This is a genomic window from Algoriphagus litoralis, from assembly GCF_003259255.1.
GTDB classification, from domain to species: Bacteria; Bacteroidota; Bacteroidia; order Cytophagales; family Cyclobacteriaceae; genus Algoriphagus; species Algoriphagus litoralis.
Map to the genome: position 1 here is coordinate 182,616 of NZ_QGOL01000011.1, position 15,542 is coordinate 198,157.

Genomic DNA, 15,542 nt, shown 5'->3' on the forward strand with positions numbered 1-15,542 from the left:
CCCAATAATTAACTTTAAATTTATTTATGGCAAATATTTCTAATACGGAAGAGCGGGGACAATTTGGCTCCAGTCTCGGTTTTATCATGGCCGCAGCAGGGTCAGCAGTAGGCCTTGGCAATATCTGGAGATTCCCTTATCTGACAGGTGAAAATGGAGGAGGAGCTTTCGTTTTCGTGTATATCCTGTGTGTACTTCTGATCGGGTTACCTTTGCTCTTCAATGAAATTGCTTTAGGAAGACGATCGGGTAAAAACCCCATCGGTGCGATCCGTGATACAGGAGGAAACAAATTTTGGCAGCTGGCGGGTGTCCTATGCGTGTTGGTTTGCTTTTTTGTTTTTAGTTATTATTCTGTGATTGCCGGCTGGACTGTTGGGTATATTTTTACTGAAATAATCAATATTCCTGTTGATTTTGAGGAGTTTGTACAGACTCCGATGTATGTCATTCCTTTGACATTTGTCTTTATTTTGGCTACTATTCTGATCGTCTTGGGCGGTGTATCAGGTGGTATCGAAAAGGCGGCTAAATTCCTGATGCCGATTTTATTTATCATCATTATTTTCATCGCGGGCCGTTCAGTTACCTTAGAAGGCGCCCAGGCTGGTATTGAATATTACTTGTATCCTGATTTTTCAAAAATCAATGCTACGGTTGTTTTACAGGCTTTAGGTCAGGCGTTTTTCTCGATGTCTGTAGGCTGGGGATTGATGATCACTTTCGGTTCCTATCTGCAAAAGGGATCAAACATCCCGCAAGCTGGTGGTTGGATCGCAGGTATGGATACGGCGGTAGCCCTTTTGGGTGGTTTGATGGTGTTTCCTGCCTTGTTTGCATTATTACCTGGCAAAGATCCTGCTGCAGGTCCGGCGCTCGTTTTTGATGTGCTTCCCCGGGTTTTTGATGCCATGCCAGGTGGGAATTTGATCGGAGGTTTGTTCTTTATTCTTTTGATGGTAGCTGCGTTGACTTCTACTATCTCCATGCTTGAAGTACCTGTAGCCTATTTGATAGACGATAGAAAATGGAATCGTAAGAAGGCAACTTGGACTGTGGGAATTGCTGCCATGGTGCTATCTATTCCTTCTGCTCTTTCTTCCATAGAGGGAAATTTCTTCGCTGAAATTCAATTTACTTTCCTCAGCAATGAATTGACGGGCTTTTTTGGAGCAATGGATTTCATCTTTGGAACATTTGCTGTGATTGTGATTTGTTTGATGCTTGCATTATATACCGGCTGGGCTCAAAAAATCACCGATTATGCAGATGAGTTAGCTCAAGGAGCTCCAGGTTTCAAAGGTCCCTATCGGGCTGCTTGGATGTTTTTCATCAGGTGGGTGTGTCCTATTGTGATTATTCTCCTGATCTTAAATACCATCGGCTTGTTCGGAGCGCCTCAGGCAGCATAAGAATTTTCTCTCTAAAATTTGGAAAAGGGCCGTTTGGCCCTTTTTTGTTTTGTGGGAGTTTTCGAGAATTAATTTTTATTGTTGAATGCTTTTCATATACTTGAAAAAGTATTTCGTTAGAAAAGTGAAAATTCTCCTGGTAGACGATGATTCAGTGCACCTTTTGATTCTCAGAAAGATATTTGAGAAGTCAAACGAGGAAGTCGTGGTCGCCCATAACGGATTGGAAGCCTTGGAATACTTAGAGACTGATCCTTTTTTTAATGTCATTCTTACCGACATTATGATGCCAGTCATGGATGGAGTTGAATTTTTAAACCATCTCAAAGAAAGCCCCCAAACCTCTCAGATACCCACAATAGGATTCACGGCAGGGGATGTGGAATATTTTCGGGAAAAAAGCAAAAATCGATTTGATTCTTTAGTCTCCAAGCCTATGGACTTTTATGATTTGTATAGCCTGGCAAAATCTAAAGCTAGCCTAAATTATATTTAATCATATTTGGCAAGGGAATTGTAAAAATGCGTTTAGTAGAAAACTAAACCTCAAAATCCCATTCCCATGAAAAAGCTAATTTTTGCTTTTCTTCTGCTTTTTTTGGCAGTAGAAGGCTATTCTCAAAATTCAGGTTTCGGTATCAAGGCTGGTCTTAGCAGTACCAAAGTTGATTTTAAAAATGAACAAATTGTCCCAAATGATGCCCAGACTGGATACCACGTTGGGATATTTGGACGATTTGGTAATAGTTTATACATCCAGCCCGAGTTGCTTTTTACCCAAACTAGTGGAGGATTTACGATCAATTCGCCAGGAGAAGGAGGAAGTGAAAAGTTCAAAGCTAACTTTAACCGATTGGATATCCCGGTGATGGTTGGGTTCAGAATGTTTAAAATCATCCGGTTGATGGCTGGTCCCATCGCCAGCATCAATATCAACTCTGAAATCAAAGATGCTGTGGATACAGTTCAGGATGTAGATTTCAATAGTTCGACTTTAGGTTACCAGGCTGGTTTGGGAGTGGATATTGGAAACTTATCTGTGGACGCCAAATACGAAGGTGGCCTTAGCAGTGTCACTGAAAATATAGGAAGTTTCACCACTGATAATCGAATAAATCAATGGGTTCTTTCTGTAGGTTTTAAGCTTTTCTAAAGAACATACTAAAAACTAAAGAAAAAGCCCTCTGAATGAACTTCAGAGGGCTTTTTTAATCCCAAAGTTTCAATTTATACTCTTGAATTTATTTTTCCATCACCTTTGGGCCGGGTTGTGCCAAGTCATGAATCTGCTTCAAATCCACCACGTAAACACTTCGACCGTGTGAACCTACAATCAGGTGATTTTCACGCTCCTGAATCACCATGTCATAAATGGCAACATTTGGTATTTCACCTTGGAAAAGGTTCCAATTGTTCCCTTCATCCATACTTACATAAAGCCCATGATCGGTACCCAAATACAGGATATTTGGCATTTTAGGATCTTCGATGATGATATTGGCGGCCTCTTCGGGCAAATTCGATTTGATCGAGCTCCAGGTTTTGCCGTAGTCCTCGCTTTTGTACACGTAGGTATTGAACTCATCGTATCGGTAGCCATTCAGCGTGATGTAGACTCTGCCTTCTTTGTATTTGGAAGGAGAAATGCTACTTACCCATCTGTCCTGAGGAAGTCCGGCATTGAGGCTGGCCCAATTGCCACCATTATTTCGGGTGATCCAGACATTGCCATCGTCTGAGCCTGCATACAAAGTCCCAAACTCCAACGGTGACTCTTCTACCACTGAAAGTGTCGCATAGGGTACATTTCCACTTTTTTGATTTTTGGTCAAATCCGGTGAAATAGTCGTCCATGTGTTTCCCTGATCTAGCGATTGGTAGACATACTGTGAACCCATGTAGACAATGTCTTGATTGTGGTAGCTGAGTTCAGCTGGAGTTCTCCAATTCCATCTATTGGGAGCGTTTCCGATGTCGTGACCTGGAGTAATTCTGCGTCGCTCACCGGTTTTTTTGTTGATTCGGGCATAGTTTCCAAACTGGGATCCGGTGTAGACGATATCGTTGTCACGAGTGTCAACCGCCACGACCATGCCATCTCCTCCGAAAAGTGGTTCCCATGGATCTTCTGGTTTGTTGGTCGATTTACCATACCAAACACCGTTGTCCTGCATACCACCATAGATGGTGTAAGGAGTGGCCTGATCTACCATCACAGAGTAGAACTGTGAGATTGGCATCTGGGTATTCATGTGATCCCAACGAGCTCCTCCGCCATAGCTACGGTATAGTCCGCCGTCGTTTCCGAGAAGAATGTGCTTGCTGTCTTTTGGGTCGATCCACATGGCCTGATGATCTGAGTGAGGATCGCCAATAGAATCTGTGCGGCTGAAGTTCTTTCCTCCATCTCTGGAAACCAAAAGTGGTACGCCGAGGACAAAAATTTCATTTTCATCGGAAGTACTCACCCGGATCTCTCCGAAATAATAGCCATAGGTATTGTAAAGCTGTCGGATATCAGATTCTGAAACCAATTTCCAGCTTTTGCCCGCATCTTCAGATCGATAGACTTCTGCACCTTTGATCGGCTGACCAAACATCGCCGCATTGGCATCTACCGCACCACCGTTGTAGTTGGCAATTTGGGTAGTTGTGATTTTACCAGTCTTGAGGAGACGCTTGATCTCGGAAGGAGTGTATTTGGTAGAAAACTGACTTCTTCTGGCCAATGATTCCAGCTTTTTATCCTCTAGGGCTAATGCTTGGTCCAGCGTCATATCTTTGAAATCTTCCAAGCTCAATGGGTTTTCTTCCTGCTGTTGGTTCCCCCTTCGTCGAGGTTCCGGTGCAGGTTTATCAGATTTTCCCTGATTATCCAGGAGTGCATATACCACGTTAGGGTTAGAAAGACTAAAATCGAAGCCGATTCGTCCTACAAACTCATCCTGTGGAAAACCATCCACTGCTTTTTTCCAGGTATTTCCTCCATCTTCTGATCTCCAGATCGCAGAACCTTTGCCGTTTCCGATGAAATCATGCGCCTGACGGAATCTTTCCCAGCTGGCAGCCAGCAATACGTCCGGATTTGAAGGATGAATCTGAATATCGATGATGCCGGTATTGTCGTCGATGTAGAGGGTTTTCTTCCAAGTCTTCCCTCCATCGGTAGTTTTGTAAAGACCTCTTTCTTTGTTTTTGGAATAAAGTCCTCCCATCGAACCCACCCATACGATATCCGGATTGGTCGGGTGAATGATAATCTGTCCGATGTGCTGCGAATGGACTAAGCCGATATGTTCCCAAGTTTTGCCTCCGTCCGTGGTCTTGTGGATTCCGTTGCCTGCGTAGGTAGACCGGCTGGAGTTGTCCTCGCCAGTACCTACCCAAAGGATGTTGTTATCAGAGGGGGCTAGTGCCATTGCACCTATGCCTAAAGCTCCCTGATGGTCAAAAATCGGGGTGAAGGATTGTCCGTTATCTTCTGTTTTCCAGATTCCCCCAGAAGCTGCCGCGACGTAAAAAGTGTTTCTGTTGGCAGCCACTTCGATGTCCACGATTCGGCCTGACATATTGGTTGGGCCTACGTTTCGGGCTTTGAAGTCTTTGAGCGGGGTGGAGGCAAGCATTGCTTTGTGCTTGTCCAATGATTCCTGAAGTGCTTTTTCCGTGGTGGGTTTGATGTCCTGCGCTTGTAGCGAACCGAAAGACAGCATTCCTGCAGCCAGCAAGGTAAGGGAAGTAGATTTTTGCATGTGGTTTTCTTTGATCAGGAGGGAATATAAGCAAAGGAGATCAAAGTCTTGACACAGCGCTTTTGGACGGGAAAAGGTCTTTTTGAGTGGTGATTATTTGGAGACTAAGCGGGTTTTATAGATGACCGAATAATCGTTTTCAATCAATTCAAAATTCGGTGAAAACCAGATTTCGTCTTTGGAAACTACATGGTTAATATTGCCTAAATATCCCGGTTTGGAGATAATCTGACTGAGTTCTTTTCCATCAAATAAGACTAGTCCCCCTTGGTTGATTGCTTCTGCATTTTTAAACATTAAATCAAAATCACCCTTAGCCTCATCAATGACTTTTTTGGCTTCCTCATCGGTCAGGCCGGATAAATAGTTTATCAATAGGGCATTTTCTTCAATTGCGGTAACCCGATTTATACTTCCGAGAAAAAAATCCCGAGCGTTGATCACTTCATTATCAGCTTCGGTATCCATATTTCTTTCTTCGAAATGAGGAAATGCCAACGAATTGATTTTTGCAGGGGAGTCGAGATTTGATACATGATAGACATAAAGCTTGGGTTCATTTCTGTAAGCCAAATAAAGGCTGTCTCCTGAGATGGTGAAGTTTACGTAATAATCGAAAACGACATGGGCTTCGGTTTCGCTGCTGTATTTGGATTCCCTTGGAAATGGGATGACCGATTCATAATTCCCGGAGACCAAATCAAGCATTTCCAATCGCTTTGAGTTTTTTTGAAATTCTATCCCTGGTTCTTTGAAGTCCGCATACCTTCCGGGCATCTGGACATACACCTTTCCCTGATGTAGGGCATGGGCTGTATTACTTGGAGATACTAGTCTGGATATTCCTTTAAACTCCGGCAGGTAAGATTTTTTCAGCTCACCATCCAACGAATAAATGTATATCCCGCGACTGGATGGGATAAGGAAGCTTTCATTATCAAGGAATTCACCCACGCCGGTTCGGTTTCCCTGAATCATTTCCGGTCCTTCTCCTGTGCGCTTGTATTGAAATTTAATATCTCCTGAAGGGTCGGTTATAAAAATCGAATCGGTATTTTGATCAATAAGCAGAAAATGATTTCCATCAGGACTGATATCCATCAAGATCAAATTCCCGAGATAATCCACCACTAGAGAATCATAGATTTCGAATTCGAGGTTCTGCTTGGATAGCGGTTTTTCGATAGGGACTTCCTCTTTGGAATTGCAGGCAAAAGCCAGAATGAAGACAAGAATTGAAAGTAAGTTAGGAGTCTTCATTTTTGTACAAGTCTAAGTTTATAAAAAGTCAAATATTCTTGCTCTTCTCCTATAAAGTCATCGTTTCGGAGGGCATAGAAGGGTTTGTCCGTAGATTCGATATTTAAAATAAAATCAATTTTTGATGGGATTACCATTTCATTTGACCATTTACCTTGAGCAAAAGAATAAACTTTAAGATAGTTTTTATTGAATTCAGGGTATCTGTAAAAGTTTTCACGCTCCTTTAATTCGTTTCGGATAAAAGTCTCACTGTCAATTCCGCCTTTATAAGTCAAGATGAGGTTTTTTGGATCTGAATAAATTCCCATAATTGTTGCCTCAGACATAGTCATCATCTGTTCATAAGTAACCGGTGATTTCTGCCCGGGATAGAGTTTAAAATCAGTGGGATTAAAACTGAAGCTTCTGACCCAGTTCCCATCAGGAAGGGTATAAACGTGAACAAGTTCCTCATTCGAAAAAGTGAGGTAAAGTGAATCAGATTCGATAGTAAACTGAATATAGGGCCGATTGAAAAACTCATCCGTGCTAAACTTTGAAGTGGATGGGGTATTTACCAATGGAATGGAAGTTTGAGTGCTGAGATCAAATAGTTCAAGCAGGGGATATTCCTGATAAAAGTTATCAATGTAAGGACTAATGCCATCTCGCCCCGGGTACCAGAGCAGGAGTTTGTTATTCCATTTACTCAAGTTTCGGGCATTCCTCAATCCTCCTCTTGCCTCTCCGGCAAATGGCATTTTCAACGTTTCTATCAGATTGAGATTTGGATCAAAATGGTAGATATTATTGAATGAAGTAGAGGCAAATATTTCTCCATTCTCTTCTATTACAATTCCTTCGAACCAATCCACTTTTCCGGGTCCATCCTTTGGAAAAACCTTATTGACCAATAATTTCCCAGTCGAGTCAAATTGTAAAACCGCCTGAGTGGTAATATCTTTGACAATGCCTTTTCCATTTTCGAAGGTTCCCATCCAAATCTCTCCCATAAAATCCACCTGTATCGAATCCTCGATCACCAGTTCCCATTCGTTGGAATCATCGGAACTTGTCTCATTACTCGATCCACATCCCCAAACAAAAAATGCGGCAATCAAAACCGCACCTGTTAAAAGTTTTCCCATGGCTTGATTTTTACCTTAAGAAAGTAAATCAGGCCTTTAGATTCAAGAAATTGACTAAGAATTATTTCATCTCGGAATTTTGCTGCATCTGCTGCTCGAGTAGAAATTGCTGCTGAAGGAGTCCGTTAAGCGTAGTGACGTAATTTTTCCCTTTGTTTAGGCCAAACTCAGTATAAGCTCTTCCAGCCCACTCTTTTGCCAAGTCAAGCGAGCCCAATACCTCATATCCTACCGCAATATTGTAGGCTAGCATTCCTCCGCTTTTGTCATCTACTCCCGGTAGTGCTGCTTGCCAAGTGGCAATGGCTTGCTCCCATTGATCCACCTCGGCCAGTCTTGCTCCTGTAACTACTGCGGGATCAGTTTTGGATTTGGGGAAGAAGCCCCGATTGATCTCTGCATACATCGGAGCAATTTTGGTGGCATAGCCTGCGCCTGCCATTTCACCTACTGCCCTAGCTGCATCAGCTTTGGGAATTAAGAGCAGCATAGCCTGAGCTTTGGTTTCGGCTTCTGCTGTCCAGATGTTCCGCTTCTCAAACCGCTGCTGATCGATGATATTGCGGTCTTTGGGGTCATAGAGTCTAAATCCCGCGCTCACTGTAGCCAATCCTTCTAGGTAATAGCCTTGAACTTCAATCTGACGGGTATTTTTCCCTTCAGTAATGGTCTTTTTGATCAATCGTTTCTGATCGGTGATGATGAAGTCCGAACTGAAATTCTCCAGAGTCAGTACAGCATCCGCTTGGTAGCGATTAGCAAGTTGCTCCACGGTATACCAATCCATTGGATTAGGGAACATCTGGCCAAATATCCCACCGGGAAGCCGTTCGGTGGACCGGACGATTTGAAATCGAGGAGAGCTGTTGAGGGTCATTTGAAGGGAGGAGAGTGTGGCTTGTACCGCATTTCGCACTTCAAAGGGGAGTTCCCCTGTGATGATGCCACCAATCACCGCAAGACCCTCACTTTGTGGCTTGGTCCGATCTACCAATACAATCCGCTGGACATGTGCTGGCACGGTGACCGGGGCGGGTACCAGTCTAGTCATGGAGACATTTTTGGAGCAGGATCCAAAGACTAATGCAAGTGCAAATAAAATTGGAAGAGATGCTTTTCGGCATGAAAAATAAGCCTTCATATGCTGGATAGAATTAATGGCCGAAGATACTAGAAATGAAAAAATCCACGGCGTTTTGGCTGTGGATTTCAATCTTTCTTTTTTTAGTTGTTATCCGATTAAGTTTCCTTCTTCATCCCATACTGCTACTGTGCCCCGATCCTCAGGTTTGAGGTACAAAGCCTGATACTTTTCTGGATTAGAAAGGCCATGCTTGTCCAGCACATTTTGGGGCACACCGTCCCAAACATTGGGTTGGTTGCCTTTGTAGCCCATGTATTTCCAACCTGCTTCAGTGGAAAAATATCCTGAACAAGTGAGGTTTCTAAGCATGTTGAACCAACGTACCCCGCCTTCGTATTCTGGTTTCGCCTTCTGTGGCCAAGCTACTTCTTCTACGATTTCGATGACTTGATCTTTGGAGAGCTCATTGAAGTTCTTGCCAAATCGCTCATCCGCTTCAAAGTCCAGCCACATCAACCCACCGCGCATTGGGGTTTGGTAATTAGGCTGATCCCGCATCATGAAGTCAATAAAGTCAGTCACTTTAAGTTCGGTGGCAGAAGGGGACTCAGAATCTGCCGGCATGATAATATCGGTCAGTGTGTCGAGTTTTTTTCGCTCCTCTGCAGTGAAAAAAGTCCCTTCCATTAATTTCGCATCCCGGAGTTTTTCCTCTTCAGTTCTGCCTCCCGGAGTTCCTCCAGTGAATACTTGACCTTGGACAGCTACTTCTTCAGGTTCGCAACCTGTCAACAACAAGCCTGCACCTACAGAGCCTGTAAAGAGTAGTTTTAGATTTTCTCTTCTATTCATGGCTTAGATGTTTTTTTGTTTCAATTGGTCAACGATGTATTCAGAAGTTCTCCAAGAAAGGGCCAAAATGGTCCAGGTTGGGTTTTTATCTGCCTGCGAAACAAATGGTCCTGCATCCACTACGAAAAGGTTGTCGCAATCGTGAGCCTGGCAGTTGGAATTGACCACGGAAGATTTCGGATCGTTGCCCATTCGGGTAGTTCCCACTTCGTGGATGATTCGGCCAGGCGCAGCCAATCCATACAGCGTATCTGCTCCCGGCTTTGTTCCTAAGAGCGTAGCGCCGGCGTTGGTCAGGATCTCTTCAAATGTGTCCTGCATGTGTTTGGCCTGTTTGATTTCCTGATCGGTCCACTGGTAGTGGAATTTCAGGACCGGAATTCCATACTTGTCGACCACATTCGGATCGATTTCGCAGTAGTTTTCGTAGCGGGGGATGCTTTCTCCACGACCAGACATCCCCAGCGTGGATCCATAGATTTTTCGGATGTCTTTTTTAAGTCCTTCGCCGTATCCACCGTTTGGACTCGGATTTCCAAATTCATCCTTGATGTATTGGCGCATGCTGTCCATGCTGTTACCAGTTCCATAGGCAGGCTGTCCCATGCCACCCCAGTATTCGATGTGGTAACCTCGGGCAAAATCCAGTTTCTTATTGTCTAGCCACCACGGGGTATACATGTGCATACCTCCGACACCGTCTTCATTGTATCGCTCCCGGTCAATCATGTCTGGCATGATCCCCATTCGATCCGCTCCTGTGGAATCGTGAAGGTATCTTCCCAACACGCCAGAATCTCCACCGATCCCGTTAGGATGGGATTTAGATTTGGAATTCATCATGATGCGGGAGGACTCACAGGCTGATGCCCCCAGTACTACAACTCTTGACTTGAGTTTGTACTCTTTCATATCCACTTTGCTGACAAAGGAAACACCAGTGGCTTTGCCGCTGTCATCAGTAGTCACTTTTCGTACCATTGAGTGCGTGTAGAGGTCCACTTTGCCTTTTTTCATAGCGGGATGAACCAAGCATGTACCTGCTGAAAAATCGGCATAAACTTGACATGCTCTATTACACTGCGCACAGAAAAAGCATACGCCTCGCTCGTTATTGATCGGGCGAGTCAACATGGACAATCGTGATGGAATCATTGGGATTGCCGCTTTGTCGGCTCCTTTTTTCAGGAAAAGTTCGTGGAGTCTGGGTTTGGGAGGCGGAAGGAAAAATCCGTCAGGCTCATTGTAGATGCCCTCTTTTGTCCCGAAAACCCCGATGAGTTTGTCGACTTTATCATAATACGGCTTCAGCTCATCATAGCCGATCGGCCAGTCATGGCCCATACCGTCTATACTAGCCCGCTTGAAGTCATTTGGTCCGAATCTTAGGGAAATTCTACCCCAGTGATTTGTCCGACCACCGACCATTCTTGATCTAAACCAATCAAACTTGGTCCCCTCCCCACGAGTGTAGGGTTCGCCTTCGATATCCCAGCCACCTATGGCCTGATCGAAGTCTCCAAATGGCCTGATTCGCGTACCAGCGCCTCTTCTAATGGATTCCCAGGGCGGTCTGAGTTGGGTTCGATCTTCATCCTTAGCCGGATCAAAATCCCCACCTGCCTCTACCACTGCTACCGAAAGTCCAGCTTCGGAAAGAATCTTGGAGGCCATTCCTCCTCCTGCTCCTGAGCCTACAATAATGACGTCGTAGGCCTCACCGGATTGTTTGATTTGAAAACTCATTTTCAAAAATTTTTAATGAAGTCGAAAATATAGCGCAAAAATTTTAAGGATGGAAATGGTTTTTTTTCAAGTGAATCAACTTAGAAAAACCTTGTTAAACTAAAATGATATTGCTTTTGGACCAATTAGATGTAAATCGGTTACAGTGATTTTTCTAGGTATGGCCAAATTGTTTCAAATACAATCTGATGTCCTTCTTCTGTAGGGTGAATTCCATCAGGAAGATTGAGTTCTGGTATCCCACCAACATTTTCCAGCAGAAATGGAATCAAAGTGACATCCTTTTCTGCAGCTACTTCAGGATAGATCGATTTGAATTCCTCCGTGTATTCTTGCCCCATATTTGGTGGGATTTGCATGCCGGCGAGGATAATTTTGGTCTCGGGATATTTTGAGCGAACCTTGTCGATGATACCAATTAGATTTTTCTTGCTTTCGGATGGAAGGATTCCCCTGAGTCCATCATTTCCTCCAAGTTCCAAAACAAAAATAGCTGGCTCATCTTCTAGAAACCAATCCAATCGACTCAACCCTCCAGCAGTGGTCTCTCCACTTAAGCCACCATTGATTACCCGATAATCCAATCCTAAGCTATCAATTCTCGCTTGGGTAAGTCCTGCAAAACCATCCTCAGGATCAATTCCGTAAGCTGCGGTAAGGCTGTTCCCAAAGAATAGGATCGTTTTTTTCTTGGTGCTTTCAGCAGCTGTTTCTGCTTCAGTGACTTCGGATTGCGTTTGTTCTGTGGGATTTCCACAAGCAACCAGTAATAAAATGGGGAAAGAGAAAAGAAGAGAAAAAGGTGAAAATCGCATTGCCTTCATTGTTAATGTTTTTTGATACTAATGGATTTGTTGCAAAAAGGTTCGGTTCAAATCCGGAATCCTTCCGCCAATCACAAAAATAGCTTTTTCTGCGTTGGTCGGTCAAATATGCCCGTTTGTCGAGAGTACTCTAAATTGTCGAACGTTTTTTATTTTATTTACCTTACTATCCTGTGTCAAATTTTGATTGTCAACCAAGTACAGTCCAGGCCGTTTGACCTTTCAACTCTAACCCAACGCTTTTTCATGAGCATATTATCAATTAAAAATCTAAGTAAAACCTATCAAAGCGGCAGTAGAAAGCTGACCGTGTTGGATGAAGTCAATTTTGATATTCAGGCAGGTGAAACTCTCGCCATCGTAGGACCTTCCGGGAGTGGAAAAACCACCCTTCTGGGTCTTTGTGCCGGGCTTGATTCCGGATCTACAGGAAGTGTTGTCCTCAATGGTCAGGCTTTGGAGAAAATGAATGAAGACCAACGTGCAGCTGTGCGGAATAAAGATGTTGGCTTTATCTTTCAAAACTTTCAATTACTTCCCACTTTGACTGCTTTGGAAAATGTGATGGTGCCTTTGGAATTGAAAAAGCGTAAAGACGCCCGACAGAAAGCACAGGAACTTTTGGTAAAAGTAGGACTTGGCGATCGCTCGACACACTATCCGACACAGCTATCCGGAGGTGAACAACAGCGGGTTTCCATCGCAAGGGCTTTTGCCAACGAACCCAAAATTCTTTTCGCTGACGAACCAACTGGCAATCTCGATACCGAAACAGGGGAAATGATTGAAAAACTCATTTTTGACTTGAACAAAGAACAGGGAACTACGCTGGTACTCGTCACGCACGATTTGGAATTGGCGGCCAAAACTCAGCGCATCATTCATATCAAGGGCGGTAAAATACAGGAGGACGTTCATGCCTGATTTCAGTTGGATTATTAAAATGGCGCTCCGGGATGTCCGGAAGAATCTTTCCCGTTTGCTGCTTTTCGTTTCCTCCATAGTGGTGGGGATTGCGGCATTGGTGGCTATAAGCAGTTTTGGAGAAAATCTCACCAAAGACATCGACAACCAAGCTCAAGAGCTTTTGGGAGCTGATTTGGTTTTGGAAAACAGTAAGCCTATCGGTGATCAGGAAGTTGATTCGCTTGCGATAGAAATGGCCTCAGAGATCAATTTTGCTTCTATGGTGGCTTTTCCTAGTACTGGAGCCAGCAGGTTGACCCAAGTCAGAGCTCTCGAGGGGAATTTTCCATTCTACGGAAAATTGGAGACCGTCCCAGTGGATGGTGAATCGGTTTTCCGGAATGGAGGAAAAAAAGCTCTTGTCGAAAAAACTTTGATGGCGCAATTCAATGCTCAGGTAGGGGATTCCATTAAAGTGGGTGCTGTCACCTTTCAGATAGTAGGCGAATTGCAAAAGGTCCCCGGGCAAACGGGAATCACTGCAACAGTGGCCCCAGCCGTATATATTCCGATGGGATATCTGGAAGAGACTGGTCTAGTTCAATACGGCAGTCGAGTGGAATATAATAAATACCTGCAATTCACGGCAGGCACGGATGTCGAAGAACTGATCAAACCCTACGAGGAGGCTTGGGAACTGGATCGGGTAGATGCCGATACAGTAGAGGATCGAAAGCGATCCACAGGTCGTTCTTTTGCCAACTTGTCCAACTTTCTCAGTTTGGTGGCATTTATTGCGCTACTGTTGGGTTGTGTAGGCGTAGCCTCTGCAGTGAATGTATTTGTTAAAGAAAAACTTGCCTCAGTTGCCGTATTGAGATGTCTAGGGGTTTCTTCTGCTACCGTATTGTTGATTTATCTTACCGAGATCGTAGTGATGGGATTAGCGGGAGCAATTATCGGAGCGGGTCTTGGGACCTTGCTTCAATATGTCTTGCCAGCGGTGTTCTCCGATTTTCTACCTGTGGAGGTAAATGTTGGCGTTTCCTGGATTTCGGTAGGTTTTGGGGTGATTACTGGCTTGTTTGTTTCGGTTTTGTTTGCCCTTTTGCCTCTCTTGAAGGTGCGTAATGTGTCGCCGATGGCCACCCTACGCCCAGAAACAGCAGATTCTGCCATGATTAAGGACCCACTTCGATGGTTAGTCATCCTTGGGATTTTGCTGTTTATCTGGGGATTCAGTTTGTACCTGCTCAGTGACTGGAAACTTGCTCTAGGTTTTACTGTTTTTGTGCTCGCTTCTTTTGGAGTCTTATGGGGAGTAGGTCAGCTCATCATGTGGTCAGTACGTAAGTTTTTACCGATTTCCCTGGAGTACACGCTGAGACAATCGTTGGCCAATCTCTATCGGCCAAACAATCAGACGATATCCTTGATCGCCACTATCGGATTAGGTACAGCGATGATTGCTACACTCTTTTTTCTTCAAAATCAACTTCTCGCTGAAGCCAAATTTGCTGACAAGGAGGATCAGCCAAACATGCTGATGTTTGATATTCAGACTGCTCAACTTGACGAAGTGAAAGGCAAAGTTGCTGGTCGCAATCTGCCTATAATGCAGGAAGTAGCGATAGTAACTATGCAACTCAACGAAATCAATGGTATTGATAAAAAAGAAAATGATGAGCTGTCTGAGGAGGAAAATTATTCACGCTGGCTCTATAATCGGGAATTCCGTGTGACCTATAGAGATACCCTGATTTCTTCAGAGACGATCACATCAGGGGAATTGATTCCGCTGGGTGCGAGGGGTGACAGTATTTTTGTTTCCTTGGAAAAAGGCTTTGGTGAAGGAAATGGGCTGAAAATCGGGGATGAAATTGAGTTCAATGTCCAAGGCAGACCGATCAAGACCTACATTGGAAGTTTTCGGGATGTAAAATTCAATCAGGTCTCCACCAATTTCCTGGTGCTTTTTCCTGCCGGAGTTCTGGAGCAAGCGCCAAAATTCCATGTGTTAATCACCAAAACGAAGAATGACCGGGAAGCTGCCGATGTGCAGGCCGAGATCGTTCGGGCTTTTCCCAATATATCGATAATCAATCTCGGAACGATCGTCGAAACTTTGGAAGAAATCTTGGGTAAAATCAGCTTTGTGATTCAGTTTATGGCCTTTTTCTCCATTGCAACTGGGATTTTGGTCTTGATCAGTTCATTGATCATCAGCAAATATCAGCGGATGCGTGAGAGCATTTTGCTGCGAACGCTTGGTGCGAGTTCTGCGATTGTGACCAAAATCAATACCCTGGAATACTTCTTCCTTGGCAGTTTGGCTTCTCTATCGGGAATCCTACTCTCATTTATGGCGACATTTTTATTGGGGAAATTTGTCTTTGAGATGAATTTTAGCGTAGCCTGGAAGGAAGGTTTGGTGCTGTATCTTGGCATTACCGGCTTGACCATTGTCTTGGGCTGGCTAAATGGGCGAAAAATCATTAATCAACCTCCAATGGAGATTTTGAGAGGAACTTGAGAAGGTTGAAGTATGAAGGATAAAATAAAAATGGGCTCTCGAG

At 44.1% G+C, this 15,542-nt stretch carries 12 protein-coding genes; 5 read left to right on the forward strand and 7 right to left on the reverse strand.

Translation table 11 applies throughout. The annotated features are described in order from the left end of the window. Nucleotides 1-26 precede the first annotated feature (26 nt). The 3 genes from DK188_RS13915 (at nt 27) to DK188_RS13925 (ending at nt 2,565) form a co-directional block, all read left to right on the forward strand. Nucleotides 27-1,412, forward strand: a complete 1,386-nt coding sequence (locus DK188_RS13915) for a sodium-dependent transporter (RefSeq protein WP_111671426.1) — start codon at nt 27-29, stop codon at nt 1,410-1,412. Nucleotides 1,413-1,536: 124 nt separating this feature from the next. Beyond that, the gene (locus tag DK188_RS13920) at nt 1,537-1,908 is read left to right on the forward strand and encodes a response regulator (protein WP_111671528.1); all 372 of its coding nucleotides are present in this window, start codon (nt 1,537-1,539) and stop codon (nt 1,906-1,908) included. Between the two features lie 66 nt (nt 1,909-1,974). Next, a complete protein-coding gene (locus DK188_RS13925; protein ID WP_111671427.1) occupies nt 1,975-2,565 on the forward strand; it encodes a porin family protein in 591 nt (196 codons plus the stop codon). Nucleotides 2,566-2,653: 88 nt separating this feature from the next. On the opposite strand, the gene DK188_RS13930 is transcribed toward DK188_RS13925, so the two are convergent. The 7 genes from DK188_RS13930 to DK188_RS13960 form a co-directional block, all read right to left on the reverse strand. Then, complete coding sequence (locus DK188_RS13930; RefSeq protein ID WP_111671428.1) at nt 2,654-5,164, reverse strand: WD40/YVTN/BNR-like repeat-containing protein; 2,511 nt, start codon at nt 5,162-5,164, stop codon at nt 2,654-2,656. 93 nt (nt 5,165-5,257) lie between these two features. Beyond that, nucleotides 5,258-6,424: a hypothetical protein gene (locus DK188_RS13935; protein ID WP_111671429.1), complete on the reverse strand. Its 1,167-nt coding sequence runs from the start codon at nt 6,422-6,424 to the stop codon at nt 5,258-5,260. Then, nucleotides 6,421-7,554: an NHL repeat-containing protein gene (locus DK188_RS13940; RefSeq protein WP_111671430.1), complete on the reverse strand. Its 1,134-nt coding sequence runs from the start codon at nt 7,552-7,554 to the stop codon at nt 6,421-6,423. Before DK188_RS13940 ends, DK188_RS13935 begins: the two co-directional genes overlap by 4 nt. Nucleotides 7,555-7,615: 61 nt before the next feature. Beyond that, nucleotides 7,616-8,605: a DUF6340 family protein gene (locus DK188_RS13945; RefSeq protein ID WP_232825738.1), complete on the reverse strand. Its 990-nt coding sequence runs from the start codon at nt 8,603-8,605 to the stop codon at nt 7,616-7,618. Nucleotides 8,606-8,785: 180 nt separating this feature from the next. Beyond that, the gene (locus DK188_RS13950) at nt 8,786-9,490 is read right to left on the reverse strand and encodes a gluconate 2-dehydrogenase subunit 3 family protein (protein ID WP_111671431.1); all 705 of its coding nucleotides are present in this window, start codon (nt 9,488-9,490) and stop codon (nt 8,786-8,788) included. 3 nt (nt 9,491-9,493) lie between these two features. Then, entirely contained in the window at nt 9,494-11,236 is a 1,743-nt protein-coding gene (locus DK188_RS13955; protein WP_111671432.1) for a GMC oxidoreductase, read from the reverse strand. Between the two features lie 140 nt (nt 11,237-11,376). Then, on the reverse strand, nt 11,377-12,051 hold the full coding sequence (locus DK188_RS13960) for an arylesterase (protein WP_111671530.1): 675 nt from the start codon (nt 12,049-12,051) through the stop codon (nt 11,377-11,379). A gap of 255 nt (nt 12,052-12,306) precedes the next feature. On the opposite strand from DK188_RS13960, the gene DK188_RS13965 reads away from it, so the two are divergent. Continuing rightward, complete coding sequence (locus DK188_RS13965) at nt 12,307-12,984, forward strand: ABC transporter ATP-binding protein (RefSeq protein ID WP_111671433.1); 678 nt, start codon at nt 12,307-12,309, stop codon at nt 12,982-12,984. Further along, nucleotides 12,977-15,499 carry an ABC transporter permease gene (locus tag DK188_RS13970; protein ID WP_111671434.1) on the forward strand — a complete coding sequence of 841 codons (2,523 nt, stop codon included), beginning with the start codon at nt 12,977-12,979 and terminating at the stop codon, nt 15,497-15,499. Before DK188_RS13965 ends, DK188_RS13970 begins: the two co-directional genes overlap by 8 nt. Nucleotides 15,500-15,542: the final 43 nt, after the last annotated feature.

Bases quoted from the DNA above. Each gene is read 5' to 3' on its own strand.
- DK188_RS13945 (WP_232825738.1), bottom strand. From the start codon at position 8,605: ATGACTAGACTGGTACCCGCCCCGGTCACCGTGCCAGCACATGTCCAG.
- DK188_RS13955 (WP_111671432.1), bottom strand. From the start codon at position 11,236: ATGAGTTTTCAAATCAAACAATCCGGTGAGGCCTACGACGTCATTATT.
- DK188_RS13915 (WP_111671426.1), top strand. From the start codon at position 27: ATGGCAAATATTTCTAATACGGAAGAGCGGGGACAATTTGGCTCCAGT.
- DK188_RS13935 (WP_111671429.1), bottom strand. From the start codon at position 6,424: ATGAAGACTCCTAACTTACTTTCAATTCTTGTCTTCATTCTGGCTTTT.
- DK188_RS13965 (WP_111671433.1), top strand. From the start codon at position 12,307: ATGAGCATATTATCAATTAAAAATCTAAGTAAAACCTATCAAAGCGGC.
- DK188_RS13940 (WP_111671430.1), bottom strand. From the start codon at position 7,554: ATGGGAAAACTTTTAACAGGTGCGGTTTTGATTGCCGCATTTTTTGTT.
- DK188_RS13925 (WP_111671427.1), top strand. From the start codon at position 1,975: ATGAAAAAGCTAATTTTTGCTTTTCTTCTGCTTTTTTTGGCAGTAGAA.
- DK188_RS13970 (WP_111671434.1), top strand. From the start codon at position 12,977: ATGCCTGATTTCAGTTGGATTATTAAAATGGCGCTCCGGGATGTCCGG.
- DK188_RS13950 (WP_111671431.1), bottom strand. From the start codon at position 9,490: ATGAATAGAAGAGAAAATCTAAAACTACTCTTTACAGGCTCTGTAGGT.
- DK188_RS13960 (WP_111671530.1), bottom strand. From the start codon at position 12,051: ATGCGATTTTCACCTTTTTCTCTTCTTTTCTCTTTCCCCATTTTATTA.
- DK188_RS13930 (WP_111671428.1), bottom strand. From the start codon at position 5,164: ATGCAAAAATCTACTTCCCTTACCTTGCTGGCTGCAGGAATGCTGTCT.